Below are 21,278 nucleotides of genomic sequence, written 5' to 3' on the forward strand. Positions count from 1 at the left end.
GATGGCTAATGAAAAAAAGTACCGGATTCTGATTGTGGATGACCATACGCTTTTTCGGCGTGGCTTGCGTGCTTTAATTGATAGCTGTGAGCGTTTTGAGGTAGTGGGTGAGGCTACTGATGGGCTGGAAGGGGTAAAAATGCAACAGCAGTTACAACCTGATGCTGTGTTGCTGGACTTAGATATGCCTGTGATGCGTGGGTTAGAGGCACTGCCGCAAATGATGAGCCATAATCCTCAACAAGTGGTGCTGATGCTCACTGTATCTGAAGACGGTGGTGATTTAGTGGAATGTATGCGCCTAGGTGCACGGGGTTATCTGCTTAAAAATATTGATACAGAATTTCTGCTCGATAGTATCGAAAAAGCGATCAATGGTGACAGTGTGCTTTCACCCGAAATGACCAGTAAGTTGGTGACGCAGCTTAGGCGGAAGGAACCTGTAAATCATGAGTTGAAGGAACCGCTAACGCCACGGGAACGGGAGATTTTACGCTGGCTGGCACGTGGTAACAGTAATAAGCTTATTGCGCGTAATCTGGAAGTGACTGAAAGTACAGTAAAAGTTCATATGCAGAACATTTTGCGCAAGCTTAATCTTGGGAGCCGAGTTCAAGCAGCAGTTTATGCTGTTGAACACGGTTTGGATAAATAGTGATGGGATAGTAGCTGTGTAATTTTTTTAATTTTGCGTTTTGAACTGGTCTATTGATTTTGTCAATAGGCCAGTTTGCTTATATATGGTTGTTCTTTTGAAGTATCGATTCTGCATCTGATGACTAATGGGATATGAAAGAGGGATTACGTACACTAGGATAAATTTTTTTGGGGGAAGTGCAAGATGAATTCTGAAGTCAGAAAGTCGGTAACAGTGCTGACGTCCAGTACGATTGCTTTTGTTATTTGCTTCATGATTTGGATGGTATTTGCTGTACTTGGTTTGCCGATTAAACAACAGCTGCATTTAAATGAAACTGAGTTTGGTTTGCTAACTGCAATGCCGGTGTTGTCTGGTTCGCTTATTCGAGTGCCGTTGGGTATTTGGGCAGATCGTTTTGGTGGCCGGATTGTATTTTTTCTTTTAATGCTGGTGTGTGTACCTGCTGTATGGCTGCTGGAATATGCGCATACATACAGCCAGTTTTTGTGGATTGCATTGTGGCTGGGTCTTGTAGGCGGTTCTTTTTCTGTTGGTACACCTTATGTGGCAAAGTGGTTTCGTAAGGATCGGCAGGGTCTTGCCATGGGTATTTTTGGCGCAGGCAATGCGGGCGCAGCGCTGAATAAGTTTCTGGCACCGGTTTTGATTACTGCTTATGGCTGGCAGGCAGTACCGCGGGTATATGCAGTAATTTTATTGGTGATTACTTTGCTTTTCTGGTTTTTCAGTTATCCAGAACCGAAATTAGCCAATGCCAAACAGCCTAGTCTGAAAGCACAGCTATTGCTGATGAAAAATCCTCAAGTATTGAAATATAGTCAACTCTATTCTGTGGTATTTGGCGGTTATGTGGGTATTTCTTTGTGGATGGTGAGTTATTACGTTGGTGAATATCACTTTTCACTCACACAAGCTGCTTTACTGGCTGCGTGTTTTTCTTTGCCAGGAGGAGTGTTGCGTGCTTTCGGAGGCTGGTTGTCGGATAAATACGGTGCCTATAAAGTGACTTGGGCTGTGATGTGGGTTTGCTGGATTGCATTTTTTCTGTTGTCTTATCCGCAGACGCAGATGTCTATCCGTACGGTAAGCGGTCATCTTGATATGCATATTGGTTTGAATGCTACGGTATTTACGATTTTGCTATTTGTTGTGGGTGTGGCTTTGGCGATAGGTAAGGCATCTGTATTTAAGTTTATCTCTGATGAGTTTCCGGAAGATATGGGCACTGTCTCTGGTGTGGTCGGTTTGGCTGGTGGGCTAGGTGGTTTTCTGCTACCGATTATGTTCGGTGTGTTGGTGGACTGGACTGGTGTTCGTTCCAGCTCATTTATGCTGATGTTTGGTACCGTGTGTATTAGCTTAATCTGGATGCATTTTTCTCTGAAAAATCAGAAGCATCAATAATCTGAGGTTGATATGGGTAAAATTTTAAAAGAGTGGCGTCCAGAGGACAGTCAGTTTTGGCAAAGCAAAGGCCGTACGGTGGCTCGCAGAAATCTATGGATATCTGTTCCTGCTTTGTTGCTGGCGTTTGCTATCTGGCAGGTTTGGAGTGTGACAGTGGTGAAACTGCCACTTGTGGGGTTTAAGTTCAGCAGTAACGAGCTGTTTTGGCTAGCTGCGCTGCCTGCTCTTTCGGGTGCCACGTTACGAATTTTCTATTCTTTTGTGATTCCGATTTTCGGCGGACGCAAGTGGACAACGATTTCCACTGCCAGCTTACTGATTCCTGCATTAGGTTTGGGTTTTGCTGTACAGAATCCTAATACTTCATACAGTACGATGTTTGTGCTGGCACTGTTGTGTGGTTTCGGCGGGGCAAATTTTAGCTCTTCGATGTCCAATATCAGTCTGTTTTTTCCGAAAGCGGAAAAAGGTCAGGCCATGGGTATTAATGCCGGTCTAGGTAATCTAGGGGTATCTGCTGTGCAGATAGCGGTGCCACTGGCGATTACGACCTGCCTGTTTGGAACACTGGGTGGTGATGCACAAACTATTACGACGCCACAGGGTACAACGCAGGTGTGGTTACAAAATGCCGGCTTTATCTGGGTGCCATTTATCGTACTCAGTACGTTGGCAGCTTGGTTTGGTATGGATGATATTGGTAGCCTGCATTCTTCTTTAAAAGAACAGTCAATTATTTTCAAACGTTTGCACAATTGGATTTTGTGCTGGCTGTATGTGGGTACGTTTGGTTCGTTTATTGGTTTTTCAGCTGCTTTTCCGTTGTTGATTAGCCGTTCTTTTCCGCATATTGATGCCATTAAGCTAGCATTTCTGGGTCCGTTTGTTGGCGCGATACTGCGTGTAGTCGGTGGCTGGCTGTCTGACCGGATGTCGGCAGCAAAATTAACTGAAATCAGCTATGCCATGATGATTGTCGGGGTAATCGGGGTACTGGTGTGCCAGCCGATGGGTAGCAATTCTGGCAATTTTGTTGGTTTCTTTTGTAGTTTTATGCTGTTGTTTGCGTTCAGTGGTATTGGTAATGGTTCGACTTATGCGCAGGCACCACGGATTTTTTCGTTGTTTCACCGTCACTTGCATCAGGGTGATGTTAAGAGTGCGGAATTGCATGCTACTAAAGAATCAGCCACGGTGCTGGGCTTTATGGGTGCCATCGGCGCGTATGGTGGTTTTCTAATTCCAAAAAGTTTCGGTTCTTCGATTGAGGTTACTGGCAGTGTTTCGATGGCATTGTGGGGCTTTATTGTTTTCTATGTGAGCTGTCTGCTGATTAATTACTGGTTTTATGTGCGTAAGCAATCAGTAACGCGCTGCTAGTTTGCTGTTATGGCGCTGTGGTCGCGGACGATAGCGCTTAAAAATTATAAATCAATAAGAAACTGTTAGGGGCTGAGGCCTCTGTGGAGCACAAATTCATGAGCCATTTTTTAGACAGACTAAATTTTTTACGTAAAACCAAGGAAACTTTTTCTGCCGGACATGGTGCGGTGGTAGCTGAAGGACGCGAGTGGGAGGATGCTTACCGCCAGCGTTGGCAGCATGACAAAGTGGTGCGTTCGACGCATGGGGTGAACTGTACAGGTTCCTGCAGCTGGCGCGTGTTTGTTAAAAATGGGCTGATTACGTGGGAAATGCAGCAGACAGATTATCCGCGTACGCGTGCCGATTTGCCAAATCATGAACCACGTGGCTGCCCGCGGGGTGCCTCTTACAGTTGGTATGTGTATTCAGCTCAGCGGGTGAAATATCCGATGATTCGTGCGTCTTTGCTGCGCATGTGGCGCGAGAAACGTCAAAGCCTGGGCGCGATTGAAGCGTGGCAGAGTATTACTCAGAATCCAGAAAGTGCAAAAAAATATAAATCTCAGCGTGGTTTGGGTGGTTTTGTGCGTTTGGACTGGAATGAGGCATATGAAATTATTGCCGCTGCCAATGCATTTACAATTAAGGAATTTGGCCCTGATCGTGTAATTGGTTTTTCGCCGATTCCGGCAATGTCGATGGTGAGCTACGCTGCTGGTTCACGCTATCTAAGCTTAATTGGCGGGGTGCCGCTGTCCTTTTATGATTGGTACTGTGACCTGCCGCCATCCAGTCCGCAGACATGGGGCGAACAAACAGATGTAGCTGAATCTGCGGATTGGTACAACGCCAACTATCTGATGGTGTGGGGCTCAAATGTGCCGATGACACGTACACCAGATGCGCATTTTTACACTGAAGTACGTTATAAGGGTACGAAAACGGTTGCGGTGTCTTCTGATTATGGCGAAATGGTGAAATTCAGTGATATCTGGATGGCGCCGAAGCAGGGTACAGATGCAGCGCTGGCGATGGCGATGGGACATGTGATTCTGAAAGAGTTTCATTTGCAGAATCCATCGGCTTATTTTGTTGATTACTGCCGCCGCTTAACCGATATGCCGAATCTAGTGGTATTGAATCGGGACAATGGTCGTTTGCTGCCGGGTTATTTCCTGCGTGCTAGCCAGATGGCCGGCGGTCTGGATGAAACTAATCATCCTGAATGGAAAACTTTGGTAATAGATGAAAATAGCGGCGATATTGTAGCGCCAAAAGGTTCGATTGGTTTCCGCTGGGGCGAGCAGGGAAAATGGAATCTGCGCGCGGAAAAATCCGACAGTGCCGATATTCAGGCTCAGATTTCGCTGGCCGAAAATCATGATGCGATTATGGGGGTGTCTTTTGATTACTTTGGTGGCGAAGATGCAGCCGAAGTAATTGTGAAAAATATTCCGGTTAAAAAAATTACAGGTGTCGATGGCAAAGAAATTTTGGTCACCACAGTATTTGATTTGATGTGTGCCAATTATGGTATCGACCGCGGCTTTGGTGGTGATGGTGTGACAGATGATTATCTGGCTGATGTACCGTATACACCTCTGTGGCAGCAGAAACATACGGGTGTTAAGCCAGAGCTGGTGATTCAGGTGGCGCGCGAATTTGCGCAAAATGCGCATGAAACCCATGGCCGCAGTATGGTAATTGTGGGGGCTGGTCTGAATCACTGGTACCACATGGATATGGCTTATCGCGGCATTATCAATATGCTGATGATGTGTGGCTGTATTGGCCAGAGCGGTGGTGGCTGGTGCCATTACGTAGGACAGGAAAAGCTGCGTCCGCAAACTGGCTGGGCGCCGCTTGCTTTTGCTGCAGACTGGAACCGTCCGTCGCGGCAAATGAATGGTACGTCGTTCTTTTATGCACATACCAGCCAGTGGCGACACGAAAAGCTGGATATGGCAGAAGTGATTGCACCTACTCATGCAGGCCAGATGGCTAATATGAGTCAGCTTGACTTCAATGTAAAAGCGGAGCGTATGGGCTGGCTGCCCTCTGCACCGCAACTGGCGCGCAATCCATTGGATGTGACCCTTGACGCGGAAGCGCAGGGCAAAGACCCGATTGCCTTTGCGGTTGAGCAGATGAAAGCCGGTGTGCTGGATATGGCTTGTAATGATCCAGACAATCCACAAAACTTCCCGCGCAACCTATTTGTATGGCGTTCAAATATTCTTGGTTCTTCTGGCAAGGGGCATGAATATTTTCTGAAATACCTGCTGGGTACACAGAATGCATTAATGAGCGATGAGACAGATGCCATTAAGCCGATGGATGTGAAGATACGGCCTGCTGCTGAAGGTAAGCTTGATTTGCTTACAGTGTTAGATTTCCGTATGTCTACTACTTGCTTATATGCTGATATCGTGCTGCCTACAGCTACTTGGTATGAAAAAGACGATTTGAATACTTCGGACATGCATCCGTTTATTCATCCATTAAGCGAGGCAGTGAAACCATTATGGGAAAGCCGTACAGACTGGGATATTTACCGTGGTCTAGCCAAGGCATTTTCTGAAACCGCTAAAGATTATCTAGGCGTGCGCAAAGATTTGGTGTTAACACCATTGATGCATGATAGTCCAGAAGAATTGGCTCAGCCATTTGACCCTAAAGACTGGAAACTGGGTGAGTGCGAACCAGTACCGGGTAAAACCATGCCAAAAATGACAGTAGTAGAGCGTGACTACGGCACCATTTATGAAAAATTTACTTCTGTAGGGCCGTTGCTGGAAAAAATTGGCAACGGAGGCAAAGGGATTAGCTGGCAGACCGCGGCAGAAGTGGATTTACTGCGCAAGCTCAACAATACGCAAAGCGATGGTGTGTCAAAAGGACAGCCGAAACTACACAGTGCTATTGATGCAGCAGAAATGATCTTGACTTTAGCGCCGGAAACCAATGGTCATGTAGCTGTTAAGGCTTGGGAGGCTTTGTCTAAAAATACCGGTATCGACCATACTCATCTGGCGATTGCACGTGAAGACGATGCCATTCGCTTCCGTGATGTTCAGGCGCAGCCGCGTAAAATTATTTCGTCGCCAACTTGGTCTGGTCTAGAAAGTGAAAAAGTCAGCTACAACGCTGGTTATACCAATGTACATGAACTGATTCCATGGCGTACGCTGACAGGACGTCAGCAGTTTTACCAAGATCATCAATGGATGCGTTTGTTTGGTGAAGGGTTGGTTTCTTACCGGCCAACGGTAGACCTGAAGACCACACTCAATGTCAAAGGCCATCAAAGCAACGGAAATCCAGAAATTGTGCTGAATTTCATCACCCCGCACCAGAAATGGGGGATTCACAGTACCTATTCTGATAACTTGCGCATGCTCACTTTATCTCGTGGTGGTCCGCATGTATGGATGTCGGAAATCGATGCTAGACGTGCCGGTTTGCAGGATAACGACTGGGTGGAAGTATTTAATGTCAACGGCACATTAACCGCGCGCGTTGTTGTTAGCCAGCGTGTGCCGGAAACCATGATTCTGATGTATCACGCACAGGAAAAAATTGTCAACGTGCCCGGTTCGGAGCTCTCTGGCAAACGTGGCGGTATCCACAATTCTGTGACTAAAGTAGTAATGAAACCGACTCATATGATTGGTGGCTATGCTCAATTGTCCTGGGGATTCAATTACTACGGTACGGTAGGTACTAACCGCGATGAACTGGTGGTAGTACGCAAAATGAACAAGGTGGACTGGCTGGATACACCGGCCACAACCCCGGCGGCTGAATAAGTAAGGAACACAAATTATGAAAATACGTGCACAAATCGGCATGGTGCTGAATCTGGACAAATGCATCGGTTGCCATACCTGTTCCGTGACTTGCAAAAACGTCTGGACCAGCCGTGATGGTGTGGAATACGCTTGGTTTAACAACGTCGAAACCAAGCCCGGTATTGGTTATCCAAAAAACTGGGAAGATCAGGAGCAATATAAAGGCGGCTGGGTGCGCGAACGTACTGGTAAACTTAAGCTAAAGCAGGGTAATCGCCTAAAAATACTGGCAAATATATTTGCTAATCCAAATATGCCGGCCATCGACCAGTACTATGAACCGTTCACCTATGATTACGAGCATTTGCAAGCTGCTCCTCTGATGCAAACCCCGCCAACAGCACGGCCGGTTTCGGTATTAACTGGCAAAAAGATGGACAAAATCGAATGGGGGCCAAACTGGGAAGATGATCTGGGCGGTGAATTTGCCAAACGCTCAAAGGACAAACTGTTTGATGGCATTCAGAAGGACATTTATGCCGCTTTTGAAAACACCTTTATGATGTATCTGCCACGCCTGTGTGAGCATTGTCTTAATCCAGCCTGCGTGGCCAGCTGTCCTTCCGGCTCCATTTATAAGCGAGAAGAAGATGGCATCGTACTGATAGATCAGGACAAATGTCGAGGCTGGCGCATGTGCGTTTCCGGCTGTCCATACAAGAAAATTTACTACAATTGGGTGTCAGGTAAAGCTGAAAAATGCATTTTCTGCTATCCACGTATTGAAGGTGGTCAACCTACTATTTGTTCGGAAACCTGTGTTGGCCGTATCCGTTATTTAGGGGTAATGCTGTATGATGCCGACCGTATCAGCTCCAGCGCCGCAGTAGAAAATCCTCAGGATTTATACGAACAGCAACTTGATGTTTTCCTTGATCCAAACGATCCAGAAATTGCCCGCGAAGCGCTTGCTCAAGGCATTCCTGCCGACTGGATACAGGCAGCACAGAATTCTCCGGTATATAAAATGGCCGTTGAATGGAAAGTAGCGTTCCCATTGCATCCAGAATACCGCACCTTACCGATGGTATGGTACATACCACCATTATCTCCGATTCAGTCAGCATTGGAATCTGGAGTGATTGGTGAGCATGGCCTCATACCAGAGCTCAGAGAAATGCGTATTCCGCTCGAGTATCTGGCCAATCTGCTCACAGCCGGCAAAACAGAACCAATTGTCAATGCCCTTCAAACCATGATTGATATGCGTAAATACATGCGTACTAAAACAATCCATTCTGCTGAACAGGCTTTGCAGGAGCTGTCAGGCCACCGACTGAGCGCGCAGCAAATCGAAGAAATGTATCAGATTATGGCTATTGCCAACTATGAAGACCGTTTCGTCATCCCCAGCGCTCATAAAGAACTGGTTAGCAATACCTTTGAAGAAAAAGCTGGATGTGGCTTCACCTTTGGTGATGGCTGCCACAATGGCCATAGCAAAGAGAGCTTGTTTGGTACTCGTAAAGCTGCACCGATAGTATTTCATGGTCTGCGCAAGAAAAACGAACGCCAGTCAGTATAAGGAAACAGAAAATGTATAAGATATTATCCATTTTACTGAGCTATCCGCGGCAACAATGGCTGAGCCATATTGAAGAACTGCATACAGCTGTCAACCAGTATGCTGCACTGGAACAGTCCGCAGCGCTGGAACCATTTTTTAATCATTTGCGTGCATACGATGAAATCAGCCTTCAGGAAGTGTATGTTGATACTTTCGACCGCAACCGCAATCATGCCCTGCATCTGTTTGAACATCTGCATGGTGAAGACAAAGCACGTGGGCAGGCAATGGTTGACTTGCTAGCAGAATATCAGGCACATGGTCTGGAACCAGAAAATAACGAACTGCCGGATTATCTGCCCTTATTTCTGGAGTTTCTATCCGGCATAGATAGTCAGCAGGCGCAGCAATTGCTAGCTGATGCCGTGCATGTCATTGCATACATTGCGGCCAATCTGCATAAAAGCCAGTCCATTTATGCGCCGGTAATGGATGCAGTAGTGGCCTTGTCGCCAGTAAAACCGCAGCCATTAAAGGCAGCACCGGTACGTAATATGGATGAAGCCCTGGAAAAATTTGGTCCCACCGCAGAAGGACTCGAACCTCTGTTAAACCAGCCATCCGTACAGGAAGTGCAATTTTTCCGCCAGAAAAAACTCAGCTAAGCCGGGAGACAGCATGTATTATCTTAATCAATTCATATTCGGCATTTTTCCCTACATTGCCGCCAGTATCTTTTTTCTGGGCAGCCTGATTCGATTTGATACCAACCAGTATTCGTGGAAATCCGAATCCAGCCAGCTACTGTATCCGCGCTTATTGCGCATGGGTAATATCCTATTTCACATCGGCGTATTGGGTTTGTTTTTTGGCCATTTAGTTGGATTATTGACGCCAGTGTTCGTGTGGGATACGCTGGGCATCAGTCATGAAACCAAGCAGCTCACAGCCATGATTGCCGGTGGCATCATGGGAACACTGGCTTTAATCGGTCTGATGATGCTGATTTATCGCCGTTTCAGCAGTGCACGTTTACTCGCTAACAGTACATGGCGCGATAAACTGGTATTAATTTGGCTACTTATTACCCTGTGTCTTGGATTAGGAACCATTCACGTTTCCGCGCACCATCTGGATGGGGAAGAAATGATTAGCCTGATGCAATGGGCGCAACATATTGTCACTTTCCGCAGCGGAGCAGCTGACATCATTGCTCATACTCATCCGATTTTCAAACTTCACCTATTTATGGGCATGAGCGTATTTGTTATCTTTCCATTCACTCGGCTAGTACATATCTGGAGTGGATTTGGCGCATTAGTGTACCTAAAACGCCAAGCCCAGTTGGTCAGAAGCAGACGTTATTAAACAATTGCTTAGAACAATTTAAGGCAATACTGATATTCAGTATTGCCTTAAATTTATGACAGCCAAACCGTAGCAAAAATAAATCCACTTAAAAAATTGATTTACCACAGGCTTATCTAGCATAATGGGCTAGAAATCATCGCATTCTTAATGCGTAATCCACAAAAAATGTCTATTAGATCCAGTCAGCGTTGTCACTCTTCAGTTTCTCTCAACTTGCCTGTAAGATTCTTGTGTAACATCTTAAATATAAATTTTAAATTTTTCAGTCACAATGCCGCAAATATGGAACTGATTCGACATCTCGATAATCGGGTAGCGATTATTCAGCGGCTTCAGATAATGGCGATTACCCTCACTTACATATTGTTTAAACATCGCCTCATTACCACTTTCGCGCACTACCACAAAATTGCCATGTTGTACCGGCAGCTCTGGTTCTACTACAATTTTGTCGCCTGCCGTAAACTCTGGTTCCATACTGTCGCCCTTGATTTCCAATGCAAACGCCTGCGCACTGGGCTTGCGCAAAGCAGGTACCCAAATATTACTGGCAACCAGTAAGGTTTTTCTATCCAGCTGCTTAGATGCATCTATCCATGACAACAGTGGTACTTTAAAGCCATTAAACAAAACTTCATTATCTTCAAATGCACCGATTCCAAAATGTTCCGGCTTCACAACATCGGCAAAATAGGATACCAACTTATCAATATGAGCTTTATCAACCCGCCCAGTCTGTATCCAGCTCGTTACCGAGGGCGGTTTTATCGCAAAAGCGCGCGCCACATCAGCTTTTCGCACACCCTTTAGCTCAATCGCAGTTTTAATTGCATCACCTAATTGTTTACCAGTGTACATAACTATCCTTAGTGTTTACCTAATCTTATTTAGACTTATTATAATTAGGCAATGATTTGCATTCTATTAGATATTAGCTTAATATTATATTCGTATTAAAACGAAATAAAGTATTTTGTTAATTATTATCGATAATTAATAAGGTGTTAGAAAATAATCTTCACATAGTGATTTAGTATTCAGTCAAAGGATTGATTTCAAATTTTAGAAACTCTGAAATTTTAAAAATATGATTAAAAAGAAAATTTAAAAATAAACATTTATCTCATAATATGGCGAGCAACTTAAAAAAAGCAAATAACTGGTTTTCCTTAAACCATACATTAATTAAGTATCGCCTAATGGTTTTGGCACATCACTTACACAAGGTGAATCTATGACAGACTATAAATCAGAAATTGATCTTGCAGAAAAAGTACTGCGCGCGTATGAGTACTGCATGAAAGATAGCATCAAAAAGGGACATTGCCGAAGTATAGAATGGAAATATCAGCCAGAAGCACCTAATAAAAGCACTCAGCAAGCTTTTTATCCTACCTATCAGCCCGAAGTGTATGACATGGTAAAAAACACTATGGGCAACCTGTTTTACAAAGACCGCGAAGCCTTTGCCACTCTGTCTAGTAAATATTGCAAACTAAGCCCTTTATATAAACGCCAGAATCAAAACTCCGTTAAACGCAACCAGCGCCGACGCTACTCCAGCAAAGAATGGAATCAAGCAATAGAACAAAGCTTATGGCGCTTTTGGCAGGAAATGAAACTTCAGCCACAATTTGAAAAATATTTTCGCTATAATACTTGACATAATCACATCACAGCTTATAATAAATTATACATTACAGGTATGCTTCACCTTAAACAGCTGTTTGATAAAGTTCCCGCAAGGGAGCTTTTTTGCATCTGGTGATTACGAAACCGGTTAAATTATGGCAGCGCATAAGTAACAAAAATAAGAGATTTATCATCAGCACGGATTTTGCGTACAGAAATCCGTTTTTTTATACCTTTATAGGCAGTGAAGATGTGGTCAACCAGACCATAACTAATAATATTTAACAAAGCAGACATGAGCTTATATTAACAACAGTATCTGAGTTGTTAAGCATATAAAATCATACACCATAAATGAACTTATTCAGGCAAAAACTACCAAAAAATATCTTTAATTGAAACAGGAAGAATAAAAATGGTCAGGAAAATTCGTAATTGGTCAGATTTCAGATAAAATGGCTTGGAATCTGACTATGTTAAATTAATCTCATCAGTTAAATAACAAACGTAAAAATCATCTCATTATTCTCTTAAAATGATTGATATGTATATTACAAAACTCAACTACTGTATTTACGATACCAGCCGAATACTTGATAGCGTATTCGGCTGTACACAAACAAAAAAACTGAATATTGCGAGTAGCAAAAGCTGAATCTGGGAACATTTATATAAAACCGGCTTTGTATACAATTTGTCCAATAATTTCTATCTGATTTAATCCAACAGTTTCATCTGGGTATTCATGATTATTATAACTTTTCATTCTTACCCGCTCATTAGGTAAGTTTTGCAGTATCCTGATTCTGAGCAGACTACCCTGATTAAATGCATAAATCTTACCGTCTACAGGTATTTTTTTTGAAACATCCACAACGAGCTTGTCACCATCATTTAACAAAGTATGCATCGAATCACCACTCATGGTGATACTAACCAGATTGTCTACCTGCAAATTATTTAGCTTGATATCCTCTCGGTACAGATTAAGTTGAGAAGTTTCTGAATGGGTATTTTGAGATGGCAGAGGAGGAATCGGAATAAAAGCATCATCATTAAACAGGCCTTCCGATATGCTTTCACTGGGCTGAAAATTAAGGATTTGCATAATCCGGTTAACCGTTTCTAATCTGGGCGCAACTTTACCCAGTTCGTAACGGGAAATTAGAGAAGGCGTAATGCCAGTTTTAAAGGCAAGCTCTTTTTGAGAAAGCCCAGCAGCCAATCTGGCAGCTTTAAGTTGAATGGCAAATTTCATGGTAAAAACATAAGATATTAATAAATAAAAATTTAATCGAAAAATGACAAAGAATGGTTAAAAATAGCCATTAAATGCTTGTAATTATCTTTTATAGATTTTAATATAGCCATAAATGGCTATATTTAATAACCGTAAGAGGTATATTACCTGAATTTATATTGAGTCAAAACTGTCATTAAGTTTAACCCAAAGTAGTTTTAAGTTATTTAAACTTAAATTAACAATAAACTAATACAAGGTGAAAATAAAAAAATTAAATATATTTAATTAGTATAGCAACTTAAAAGGAAATACCTCAAAGGCTGCCACCTTTGAGGTATTAAGTAAACAAAATCCCAAGTTCAAATTAAGGAGTTTTGAATGAATAATAGTATCACATTTGTTTCTTTTAATGGGAGTAGTCTGGCTACAGTCAAAATCAAGAATACAGTTTACGTGTGCATGAAATCTGTAGTCAGCGGAATCGGTCTGGACTGGTCTACCCAGCATCGAAAACTCAGAGGCTGTTATCAAAAGTATGGTTGTGGATTTTTATCCATTCCAATTAAAAATGGCACCAAAAAAATATTAGCAATTCCATTAAAAAAGCTAAGTAACTGGTTGCAGAGCATCAATCCCAAAAAAGTGAAAGATAGCCTTAAAGACACCGTAGTAATTTATCAGAGCGAGTGTGCAGAAGCTATACAGGCTTACTGGCGTAAACCACGTACGTTAAAAAAGCCGTGCTGTCCACAACCAGTAGACAAAAATAAATCCGGCTTACAACGTGACCAGATTGCTGTGATAAAAGCACTGCATCGGCAACTTGTATTATCCGTTGCCAAAGAAAAACAGGCAGAACTGGCCATGACATTATGGCAGGCAGTACAAACCCGCTATGGTGTCAGCTACGAGCATGTACCCGCATCCAAATTTAGTGAAGTGCTGTGTCTACTCAGCCGCGTAGCTGTTAAAAAAGTTAGTCTCGGTAATGCACAACCAGATAACAGTGGTTTTACAGACATCATGGTACCACCTGCTCAACTAGATAATCTATATGAATCATTTGTATGCTCACAGAATATGCGACTTATGTTTGAGCATTTACTGCCAGCATTGCATATTTTTGGCAGCAAATACGAAAATCAGGTCCATAAATATGCTTATGAAATAGAGCATGTCTTTAATAACTGCTATAAGGCTTTTCTACCCTTATTTGACAAAATGCCCGAATCAGAAATTAAAGAATCTGCGCGCAAGCATCTGGCTAAGCTGATGTAATCTTCCCAAGAGTTTGGTACTAAACGAAACTTACACACTGCTTTGCACAGAATATGATGGTAAACAGTTTTCATTTGATGAAACTGGTAGAAAATCTTGAATTAATGACTAAATTACAGAAGGAGAAATATTGAAAAAACAAAACAAATATTTATACAATAAATTAAATATGAAAATTTTATTATTAATGGGTACAAAAACCGGCATTTGCCGGTTTTTTTGTTTTCTGAGGATTTGATGGTTGATTTATGAAAAATGTGGAAATGGTATTACAGTTACTTTATTCACTGCTGGATTTAAGATTTTTGCCGGATAAATTACAAAAATGGTTGTTTCATACAGGTACACGCGTTATTACCGTAACCAGCGCACTGATTATGATCGGTTTTGCCGGCATATTTCTGCTGGGCGGTAGCGAGGTTTTTAATCTCAAACTGTATAAAGGCTTTTTGTTATTACATCCGTTGACTCTTTCGGTACTGTTGATTGGTATGGCCGTATTGCAATTGCTTGTAACCATATTTAAATCTAATCGTTGCAACGTGCTTTGTGGTTATTTACTGATTTTATCCGCACTGATATGGGCAGTCATATCGGCTACGTTTTGGGCTTCGTATCCACCACTGACCACCGGAATGACAACTTATCCGGTATTAGCTGTTGTGTGTGCGCTAGCCGGACGTAATCAGATCAACTACACAAAACGGGTTGAAGATTTGAAACACAAGGGACGATAAAGTATGGAGTTGATAAAAAATGCTTTTTCCGTCTGTATTTTATTTGCGCTGATAGGCGGGCTGGCTGGTTCTTTATTGGTCACAGATTATAAACGCTACGGTTGGTTTATGACCATACTGTTTGTATTACTGGGAATGATATTTGCAGCAGCAGTGACCGATTACTTTTTTCCGCCAAACCGCCCCTGGCTTTTTGCTGGTGTAGGAGTATTTGCAGGTATGTCTACAACATCCTTTCTTGATGCCTTCAAAGCTGCCGCGCCAGGACTGGCAAAGCGCATTATTGATATTGTAAGTAGAAAAGCAGAACAATTTGTTGGTCACGATGATACAACAAAATAATAATTATAAATGAGTATCAGCAGCCGAAAGGCTGCTTTTTTTGGATATTAAAAATGTATAAATTAAGTAATCGCTCATTGCAGCGACTATATGGGGTAGATAACGGTTTAGTTAAAGTGGTAAAAAGGGCAATAGAACTGACCACTCAAGATTTTATGGTAACAGAAGGCCTACGCACACGAGAACAATGTTGCATTAATTATGGTAAAGGCCGCACTGAGCAGCAATGTACACTAAAAGGTGTGCCAGCAAAATATGCACAGCCAGCCGTAAGTAAAGTTACCTGGTTAAATAATCCGTTTGCCAGTAAACATGTTACTGGTAAGGCAATTGATCTGGTACCGTATCCAGTAGACTGGAACGATTTGCATAAATTCCACACCATTGCTTTGGCAATGAAGCAAGCAGCAGCAGAACTAAATGTAAAAATTGTCTGGGGTGGGGATTGGAAAACTAGCAAAGACTATCCTCATTTTGAGGTATAACTCCACTGAATAGCACTAATGGAATTGTTGTGTTGTTGTCATTATTTATTGGTAATCAATACATTTATTAAATTTGTCACAAAATGGATAGTCTATATAATTTCATCATTATACTGCGATCAGACTAAAATTTGACTCTGAGATAATACAAAAGAATATAGCAATCATTCATGGTTGAGAAATATAATCAATTCTATTAGTCAGATGATTCTAAGAAGCTAAATATCTGCCTCCAAAATTTATTACTCGAATGATAATCGGAAAAATTTACTTAATTTATATAAGAATGGCTTGATATTTATCTCATCAACATTTAAAAACGAATGATAAAATCTGTTTGAGTAAATTGTTTCAGAATTAAGTCTGGCTGGATGAAAATATAATAATCTAATGAAGAAAATTTAAATATATATATTTATTTCAATTGGTTAAAAATATTTTATTGACTTATACATAATAAATGCTATAATAAATTCAAATTACAGGTATGCTTGACCTTAAACAGCTGAATAGATAAGTTCCCTAAATGGGAGCTTTTTTGCGTTCTAGGGAAACAAATTTAAATACAGTTTAATAAAATCAGATTGAAAATCAGGTGATATGGAAATGAATTAAATAGTTTTAAAAGAGAAATACTGTAGAGTTGGTGGAGGCGGGGGGAATCGAACCCCCGTCCGAAAGTCCTCTACAGAGCGATCTACATACTTAGTCTTGCCAACTTCGAATCTTATTCACAAACCGCCGACAGACAGGCTGTTTGTAAACCAGTTGCCATAAATCTTGTTTAATGCCAGACAACACGACATTAAACCAGCCAATGTAAATGTCGTTGCGGTGAGTTGCCTCACACGGCCCATTGGCGAACCGTTGCAACGTTTAGCCTTAAGCGGCTAAAGCGTAAGTTTCGTCGTTTGCGACTATATAAATTCAGGGTTTAACGGGAATCTGAGACCCCGGTATGCACGCATCTGCTTTGCAACCCCCGTCGAAACCAAGGTCGCCCCCAGATTGTTTGTCAATTATACGTTTATTTGAGATATATGCAAACTTATTCTGAATTGCTATATGCTAACTAAGTTGGCTGCTGGATTAAAATATTAAATTATCTTTATTAATTTGCATATATACAATTAGTGCAGAATGTAAGTCTGTTGATGCAATATCGTTGCCAAACGTATTGATTTATAATCTACAGGTTCAATTTGAAATCTTGGTTAATATGTACGATGTCAATACTGATGATGTACGTCATTTTTTTTCAGATGTCTGGCAGAAGCGTCAGCAGCCGCATCTGTTAGATGCTTTACAGCAGAAAGCGTTACGGATTATTGACGCACATAGCGAATATGCGCCTTATTTAGAAAATGTCGAACAATACCTTAACCGTACATGGCGGCCGGAAGAAGGGGAGACTAACCCTTTTTTGCATCTGTCATTACATTTGTCAGTACAGGAGCAGGTTGCGATTAATCAGCCATTTGGTATTGCTGCCATTCATCAGCAGTTATGTAAAAAATATGCAGGTGACTGGGTCAAAGCCGAGCACGATATGATAGAAGCATTGGCGGAAACCCTCTGGCTGGCACAGCGTTATGGGCAAGGGCTGGATGTGAATGCTTATATGACGCGTCTGCGTAGATTGGTTGGGCTCGGACAGGAAGACAACCCGCGTCTGAATCCGCATGAAATCGAAACAGCTGCCGTAAAAAAAGATTGAATTTGCTCTAGTATAAATTATAGTTTATTGTTTAACCATTTGTACCGATTTACTTTATCAGATTAAATGTGGTACATAATATTTTGGAATCTGTAAGCTTTAATTAAGGGATGGATATGTCTTTTTGGGCAAGTAATGCAAATGCTTTGTTGCTACTGTTGTTTGTGGCGTTGGGTATTTTCGGACATAATCCTTCAGTAACGATTTCTGCATTGATTATCCTACTGGTGCAGCAGACACCGTTATTGAAATATGCACCGCTATTAGAAAAATATGGGCTGCAGCTTGGAATTATGCTGCTGATGATCGGTGTATTGGCACCGCTGATTACAGGTAAGGTGCAGCCTGCGCAGATTGCGGCCTTGGCCAGTAGCTGGAAAACCATTGCTGCTGTAGTAGTAGGCATTGTCGTTGCGTGGCTGGGTGGCCGTGGGGTACAACTAATGCAAATGAATCCCACCATTGTGACAGGTTTGATGATTGGTACGATTATTGGAGTGGCTTTCTTACGTGGAGTGCCGGTGGGACCTTTGATTGCTGCTGGATTACTGTCGTTAATTCTATAGGTCTATTGCCTGAAGTTCTTGCCAGAATGAGGTCCGCTCGTTATAATGCGCCCACTTCCATTTCTTGGAGAGGTGGATGAGTGGTTGAAGTCGCACGCCTGGAAAGCGTGTATACGTGAATAGCGTATCGAGGGTTCGAATCCCTTCCTCTCCGCCAGTTTCTATATAAAAGCTGCTTATGCGGCTTTTTTTTATATATGTTTAATATGATATTGTTATATTATTTAAATGTATTTATTTCGTATAGCTTTTTGTACTGAATTTGTTTTTATTTCCAAGTTAAATCAATGAATCTCACTAAATTGAGTGATAAGTCTATACTAATAAATGCACTAATGGAAAATACAAGATAAAGAAAATAAAAATAGTGTTATAGAAACTAATCAAGATTAGTGCGAGTGAGTGACATAGTTCAAAAAATATTTGAATTTAAATTGCTATATAAAATTACTACTGTAGCCGATATTGACTAAATTATTAATGGGTCACTGTGGTTATTTGTATTAAAAAATTGAATAAACACGCAAATTTTGTTGAACCAAACGTATATTAAAATTTTATTCATTGAGTAATGCTTCATAAATATGATTAAGCATTTTGTGTTGTTTTAATCATATCTTTGACTGACTGCAGGATAATTACGTGAAGTTATATCTCTTTCGAGAAGATATTGATGAATTATGTATATGAAGTGTGAAATACAAGAATTGTTTTTTGTACTAAAAGAAACATGATATTTAATATTTAATTCGATAGTTAAGTGAATGTAATACATAATATTTATGATAAATATATATAAAAAGAAAGGAGAAATGTATTTATTGTGCTTAATCAAATCCAAAATGCAATTATTGAGCGATTACATCAGGGGTTGGGATCATTAGTCACAGATATAGAAGTTTTTTTTGGTGGGCTTGAAAATAGAGATGCGTTCACCAACAAAGAAAAAAAACCAGCTGTGTTATTAACTCTTAATCAAGCACATATAAAAATAAAGAGTTCTGAACGCCAACGTTTCGAATTAATAGCTAATTTTTATGTAGTTTGTGTAAATAATGAGATTAATGATTCAGAATCTTTGCAGAATACCAATATCAATGACTTAATTTATGCCGTATTACGTCTGCTGAGTGGACAGAGATTAAATGAACACTTAAATAGTTTAGGTTTGCAGCCCAAATCGGTTCGTCCGGTTTTTTTTAATCCTCCTGATGCCAATAGTAAAGATTTGAATATTTATGCCATTGAATTTGAGGCAGGTTTTGATATCTATGGGCTGGAAAGTGATCAATATCCCGAATATACCAACGATGTAAGTAATCCTGACTATTTATTTAGTAAATTTAATGGTAGTCATTCCGAACCACATGCTCCATTTACTTCACTGACGGTGAATATAGAAGAAATAGAAAATTAAGTTTGGCAGGATTAAGTTCTAACTATTCATGAGAAAGAAGATGAAGGTTAAAGCAGCAGATGGTTTGCGCGTACCAAAAGAAAAACGCGTTAATTCTTATATAACAACTCAATTGGTTAACGTACCGGACACTCTCTACTACCGTCGTTTGGTGGCTGATGGCGATCTGATAATGATAACTGAAAATTTCGAAGAAAATAAAACAGGAGTGAATGAATGATAGAAAATATCCAGTTTGATACTGTGCGAAATGATATTCGTGTACCAGGACGGTATATTGAATTCAATACCCGGACAGCAGTAAGAGGATTGCCCGCTAATCCGCAGAAGATGCTGCTGATTGCACCTATGCTACCAACAGGCAGACAGCCGGCATTAGCACCCGTACAATTATTTAGTGACGCCGATGCTGCTAATCTCTTTGGTGAGGGGTCATGGGCTCATTATTGTGTCAAACAGGCATTTACTAATAATCCTTATTTGGATTTAACTATTATTGGTGTAAATGATGCTGAACAAAGTATTGCTGCTAAAGCCAGCATAGCCATTACGATTGCAGATCCAGGTGCTAACTCAGGTATCCTTACGATTAATATCGGCGGCACGGAATGTCAGCTGACAGTCAATAATGGTGATACTAACGCAGAAGTTTATAACCAGCTGGCAAATATAATTAACCAAGTAAACACATTAGCTACAGCAGAGGTTGTAAGCGATAAAATTCAGTTAACCGCTAAAAATAAAGGTTTGATTGGTAACGAAATTACTTTGTCGGCTTCATTTAATACAGACACATCCAGCGCCAGCAGTGTAGTGCTGGATATCAAACCATTTGAAGGTGGACAGCTTAATCCCGATATCAGTGCTGCTCTGCAGAGAGTAGCCGGTAAGCATTATCAGATTATTTGTAATGCATTTACTGATAGTCTGAATGCTAAAAAATTATCGGATCATATAGATCTGGTATCAAATGCAATTGAAAAGCGCGGCTGTATAGGTGTAATGGGCTGGCGAGGTACCCTAAGTACGGGAACAACTTTTGCTAATAACATCAACAGTGGACGTATTACTATAGCATGGTATAAAAATGCTGTAGAAGGTAATGCCATTATTGCTGCAGGCTATGCGGCTGTAATTGCCAGTGAAACTGATCCCGCCCGCCCATTAAATACTCTTGAAATAAAAGGTCTAAGTATTACGTCTGATGCCAGCTGGCCTTTATTTGCTGAGTTTAATAGTGCTTTATACAATGGTCTTTCACCGTTGCATATTGTATCTAACCGCGTACAGATTATGCGAGCAGTCTCAACATATGTAAAAAATGCAACTGGTACTGATGATCCGGCATTGTTGGATATTACTACTATCCGTACTCTTGATTATGTTCGAGATGCGATTAATCAACGCATAGCTTTACGTTTTCCACGAGAAAAACTGTCTGAACGTACACCTTTAAAAGTCCGTTCCGAAATTCTGGATGTTTTAAATCAATGTGAAAGCGCAGAAATTCTGGAACAGGTAATGGAAAATAAAGAAAAATTGATTGTACAGCGTAATCCCAGCGACCCAAATCGTTTGGATGCAGTGATACCGGCTGATGTAGTTAATGGATTGCATGTATTGGCTGCACGCGTGGATCTGTATTTATAAATTAATTATTAAAGGTGTTAATTTTTTATTAACACCTTATTAAATATAA

The 21,278-nt window shown here is 41.2% G+C and carries 20 protein-coding genes, 1 tRNA gene and 1 other RNA gene; 18 read left to right on the plus strand and 4 right to left on the minus strand.

Going from position 1 to position 21,278, the window contains the following annotated elements:
* Nucleotide 1: 1 nt before the first annotated feature.
* The 7 genes from J3U75_RS01385 to narI all read left to right on the plus strand — a co-directional run bounded on the left by J3U75_RS01385 (nt 2) and on the right by narI (nt 10,159).
* On the plus strand, nt 2-655 hold the full coding sequence (locus tag J3U75_RS01385; protein ID WP_100140038.1) for a response regulator: 654 nt from the start codon (nt 2-4) through the stop codon (nt 653-655).
* Between the two features lie 186 nt (nt 656-841).
* Nucleotides 842-2,065, plus strand: a complete 1,224-nt coding sequence (locus J3U75_RS01390; protein WP_267390166.1) for an MFS transporter — start codon at nt 842-844, stop codon at nt 2,063-2,065.
* Between the two features lie 12 nt (nt 2,066-2,077).
* The gene (locus J3U75_RS01395; RefSeq protein ID WP_267390167.1) at nt 2,078-3,448 is read left to right on the plus strand and encodes a NarK family nitrate/nitrite MFS transporter; all 1,371 of its coding nucleotides are present in this window, start codon (nt 2,078-2,080) and stop codon (nt 3,446-3,448) included.
* Between the two features lie 98 nt (nt 3,449-3,546).
* The gene (locus J3U75_RS01400) at nt 3,547-7,242 is read left to right on the plus strand and encodes a nitrate reductase subunit alpha (protein ID WP_267390169.1); all 3,696 of its coding nucleotides are present in this window, start codon (nt 3,547-3,549) and stop codon (nt 7,240-7,242) included.
* Between the two features lie 16 nt (nt 7,243-7,258).
* Entirely contained in the window at nt 7,259-8,809 is a 1,551-nt protein-coding gene (gene narH / locus J3U75_RS01405) for a nitrate reductase subunit beta (protein WP_267390170.1), read from the plus strand.
* A gap of 11 nt (nt 8,810-8,820) precedes the next feature.
* Nucleotides 8,821-9,456: a nitrate reductase molybdenum cofactor assembly chaperone gene (gene narJ, locus J3U75_RS01410; RefSeq protein WP_100140043.1), complete on the plus strand. Its 636-nt coding sequence runs from the start codon at nt 8,821-8,823 to the stop codon at nt 9,454-9,456.
* Between the two features lie 13 nt (nt 9,457-9,469).
* Complete coding sequence (gene narI, locus J3U75_RS01415; RefSeq protein WP_267390172.1) at nt 9,470-10,159, plus strand: respiratory nitrate reductase subunit gamma; 690 nt, start codon at nt 9,470-9,472, stop codon at nt 10,157-10,159.
* Nucleotides 10,160-10,402: 243 nt separating this feature from the next.
* Here the strand turns inward: narI and J3U75_RS01420 are convergent, their stop codons facing one another.
* Nucleotides 10,403-11,020, minus strand: coding sequence for a LexA family protein (locus tag J3U75_RS01420; protein ID WP_267390173.1), 618 nt, complete (start codon nt 11,018-11,020; stop codon nt 10,403-10,405).
* A 376-nt stretch (nt 11,021-11,396) separates the two neighbouring features.
* Between J3U75_RS01420 and J3U75_RS01425 the strand changes: the two genes are divergently transcribed.
* Nucleotides 11,397-11,825: a hypothetical protein gene (locus tag J3U75_RS01425; protein ID WP_267390174.1), complete on the plus strand. Its 429-nt coding sequence runs from the start codon at nt 11,397-11,399 to the stop codon at nt 11,823-11,825.
* 122 nt (nt 11,826-11,947) lie between these two features.
* On the opposite strand, the gene J3U75_RS01430 is transcribed toward J3U75_RS01425, so the two are convergent.
* Together J3U75_RS01430 and J3U75_RS01435 are read right to left on the minus strand one after the other, a co-directional pair.
* On the minus strand, nt 11,948-12,091 hold the full coding sequence (locus tag J3U75_RS01430) for a hypothetical protein (protein ID WP_267390175.1): 144 nt from the start codon (nt 12,089-12,091) through the stop codon (nt 11,948-11,950).
* A 370-nt stretch (nt 12,092-12,461) separates the two neighbouring features.
* Nucleotides 12,462-13,052 (minus strand): XRE family transcriptional regulator, encoded by a 591-nt coding sequence (locus tag J3U75_RS01435; RefSeq protein WP_267390176.1) that lies wholly within the window; start codon nt 13,050-13,052, stop codon nt 12,462-12,464.
* 363 nt (nt 13,053-13,415) lie between these two features.
* Here J3U75_RS01435 and J3U75_RS01440 point away from each other — a divergent pair, with 363 nt between their 5' ends.
* The 4 genes from J3U75_RS01440 (at nt 13,416) to J3U75_RS01455 (ending at nt 15,879) form a co-directional block, all read left to right on the plus strand.
* Nucleotides 13,416-14,315: a phage antirepressor N-terminal domain-containing protein gene (locus tag J3U75_RS01440; RefSeq protein WP_267390177.1), complete on the plus strand. Its 900-nt coding sequence runs from the start codon at nt 13,416-13,418 to the stop codon at nt 14,313-14,315.
* A gap of 248 nt (nt 14,316-14,563) precedes the next feature.
* The gene (locus tag J3U75_RS01445) at nt 14,564-15,052 is read left to right on the plus strand and encodes a hypothetical protein (protein ID WP_100140049.1); all 489 of its coding nucleotides are present in this window, start codon (nt 14,564-14,566) and stop codon (nt 15,050-15,052) included.
* A gap of 3 nt (nt 15,053-15,055) precedes the next feature.
* Nucleotides 15,056-15,394 carry a hypothetical protein gene (locus J3U75_RS01450; RefSeq protein ID WP_267390178.1) on the plus strand — a complete coding sequence of 113 codons (339 nt, stop codon included), beginning with the start codon at nt 15,056-15,058 and terminating at the stop codon, nt 15,392-15,394.
* Nucleotides 15,395-15,447: 53 nt separating this feature from the next.
* Nucleotides 15,448-15,879, plus strand: coding sequence for a M15 family metallopeptidase (locus J3U75_RS01455; RefSeq protein WP_267390179.1), 432 nt, complete (start codon nt 15,448-15,450; stop codon nt 15,877-15,879).
* Nucleotides 15,880-16,523: 644 nt separating this feature from the next.
* Here J3U75_RS01455 and ssrA read toward each other — a convergent pair.
* Nucleotides 16,524-16,884, minus strand: a transfer-messenger RNA (tmRNA) gene (ssrA, locus tag J3U75_RS01460).
* 214 nt (nt 16,885-17,098) lie between these two features.
* On the opposite strand from ssrA, the gene J3U75_RS01465 reads away from it, so the two are divergent.
* The 6 genes from J3U75_RS01465 (at nt 17,099) to J3U75_RS01490 (ending at nt 21,229) form a co-directional block, all read left to right on the plus strand.
* Nucleotides 17,099-17,596 carry a DUF1841 family protein gene (locus tag J3U75_RS01465; protein ID WP_267390471.1) on the plus strand — a complete coding sequence of 166 codons (498 nt, stop codon included), beginning with the start codon at nt 17,099-17,101 and terminating at the stop codon, nt 17,594-17,596.
* Nucleotides 17,597-17,712: 116 nt separating this feature from the next.
* Nucleotides 17,713-18,162: a DUF441 domain-containing protein gene (locus tag J3U75_RS01470; RefSeq protein WP_100156895.1), complete on the plus strand. Its 450-nt coding sequence runs from the start codon at nt 17,713-17,715 to the stop codon at nt 18,160-18,162.
* 66 nt (nt 18,163-18,228) lie between these two features.
* Nucleotides 18,229-18,319 (plus strand) — tRNA-Ser (locus tag J3U75_RS01475).
* 666 nt (nt 18,320-18,985) lie between these two features.
* Complete coding sequence (locus tag J3U75_RS01480) at nt 18,986-19,579, plus strand: phage protein Gp37 (RefSeq protein ID WP_267390180.1); 594 nt, start codon at nt 18,986-18,988, stop codon at nt 19,577-19,579.
* Between the two features lie 40 nt (nt 19,580-19,619).
* Nucleotides 19,620-19,799 (plus strand): DUF2635 domain-containing protein, encoded by a 180-nt coding sequence (locus tag J3U75_RS01485; RefSeq protein ID WP_100156897.1) that lies wholly within the window; start codon nt 19,620-19,622, stop codon nt 19,797-19,799.
* The gene (locus J3U75_RS01490; protein ID WP_267390472.1) at nt 19,799-21,229 is read left to right on the plus strand and encodes a phage tail sheath subtilisin-like domain-containing protein; all 1,431 of its coding nucleotides are present in this window, start codon (nt 19,799-19,801) and stop codon (nt 21,227-21,229) included. Before J3U75_RS01485 ends, J3U75_RS01490 begins: the two co-directional genes overlap by 1 nt.
* Nucleotides 21,230-21,278: the final 49 nt, after the last annotated feature.

Origin of the sequence: Snodgrassella sp. B3088 (assembly GCF_026535815.1) — a bacterium.
In the GTDB taxonomy this organism is placed as follows: domain Bacteria; phylum Pseudomonadota; class Gammaproteobacteria; order Burkholderiales; family Neisseriaceae; genus Snodgrassella; species Snodgrassella alvi_E.

Excerpts from the sequence above, each read along its gene's own strand:
- J3U75_RS01385 (WP_100140038.1), top strand. The coding sequence starts at position 2 with ATGGCTAATGAAAAAAAGTACCGGATTCTGATTGTGGATGACCATACG.
- J3U75_RS01390 (WP_267390166.1), top strand. The coding sequence starts at position 842 with ATGAATTCTGAAGTCAGAAAGTCGGTAACAGTGCTGACGTCCAGTACG.
- J3U75_RS01395 (WP_267390167.1), top strand. The coding sequence starts at position 2,078 with ATGGGTAAAATTTTAAAAGAGTGGCGTCCAGAGGACAGTCAGTTTTGG.
- J3U75_RS01400 (WP_267390169.1), top strand. The coding sequence starts at position 3,547 with ATGAGCCATTTTTTAGACAGACTAAATTTTTTACGTAAAACCAAGGAA.
- narH (WP_267390170.1), top strand. The coding sequence starts at position 7,259 with ATGAAAATACGTGCACAAATCGGCATGGTGCTGAATCTGGACAAATGC.
- narJ (WP_100140043.1), top strand. The coding sequence starts at position 8,821 with ATGTATAAGATATTATCCATTTTACTGAGCTATCCGCGGCAACAATGG.
- narI (WP_267390172.1), top strand. The coding sequence starts at position 9,470 with ATGTATTATCTTAATCAATTCATATTCGGCATTTTTCCCTACATTGCC.
- J3U75_RS01420 (WP_267390173.1), bottom strand. The coding sequence starts at position 11,020 with ATGTACACTGGTAAACAATTAGGTGATGCAATTAAAACTGCGATTGAG.
- J3U75_RS01425 (WP_267390174.1), top strand. The coding sequence starts at position 11,397 with ATGACAGACTATAAATCAGAAATTGATCTTGCAGAAAAAGTACTGCGC.
- J3U75_RS01430 (WP_267390175.1), bottom strand. The coding sequence starts at position 12,091 with ATGTCTGCTTTGTTAAATATTATTAGTTATGGTCTGGTTGACCACATC.
- J3U75_RS01435 (WP_267390176.1), bottom strand. The coding sequence starts at position 13,052 with ATGAAATTTGCCATTCAACTTAAAGCTGCCAGATTGGCTGCTGGGCTT.
- J3U75_RS01440 (WP_267390177.1), top strand. The coding sequence starts at position 13,416 with ATGAATAATAGTATCACATTTGTTTCTTTTAATGGGAGTAGTCTGGCT.
- J3U75_RS01445 (WP_100140049.1), top strand. The coding sequence starts at position 14,564 with ATGAAAAATGTGGAAATGGTATTACAGTTACTTTATTCACTGCTGGAT.
- J3U75_RS01450 (WP_267390178.1), top strand. The coding sequence starts at position 15,056 with ATGGAGTTGATAAAAAATGCTTTTTCCGTCTGTATTTTATTTGCGCTG.
- J3U75_RS01455 (WP_267390179.1), top strand. The coding sequence starts at position 15,448 with ATGTATAAATTAAGTAATCGCTCATTGCAGCGACTATATGGGGTAGAT.
- J3U75_RS01465 (WP_267390471.1), top strand. The coding sequence starts at position 17,099 with ATGTACGATGTCAATACTGATGATGTACGTCATTTTTTTTCAGATGTC.
- J3U75_RS01470 (WP_100156895.1), top strand. The coding sequence starts at position 17,713 with ATGTCTTTTTGGGCAAGTAATGCAAATGCTTTGTTGCTACTGTTGTTT.
- J3U75_RS01485 (WP_100156897.1), top strand. The coding sequence starts at position 19,620 with ATGAAGGTTAAAGCAGCAGATGGTTTGCGCGTACCAAAAGAAAAACGC.